Origin of the sequence: Streptomyces sp. BE303 (genome assembly GCF_036290945.1) — a bacterium.
Classification (GTDB): Bacteria; Actinomycetota; Actinomycetes; order Streptomycetales; family Streptomycetaceae; genus Kitasatospora.
Window position 1 is genome coordinate 1 of the sequence record NZ_JAQYWZ010000001.1, and the last position, 201, is coordinate 201.

A 201-nucleotide genomic window follows, 5' to 3' on the forward strand; every position below is an offset into this window, starting at 1 on the left:
GAGGTGCCGGGTGCGGTGATCCGTCTCGGTGACGCGCTGCCGGTGCCGGTGCCGGTGCTGTTGGTGGATGCGACGGCGGCGGGTGCGGCCCGGGACCGGGCTGCCGCGTTGCTGGTGCTGCTCCAGTCGTGGCTGGCCGACGCGGCGTGGTCCGAATCGCGCCTGGTGGTGCGGACGTTCGGTGCGGAAGGCGCGGAGATC

General features: G+C 74.1%; 1 protein-coding gene. It reads left to right on the plus strand.

Features of this window, described 5'->3' with window-relative positions:
* Window positions 1-15: 15 nt before the first annotated feature.
* Window positions 16-201, plus strand: a 186-nt coding sequence (locus tag PUR56_RS00005; RefSeq protein WP_329947311.1) for a hypothetical protein, incomplete at its 3' end; no start/stop codon positions are given.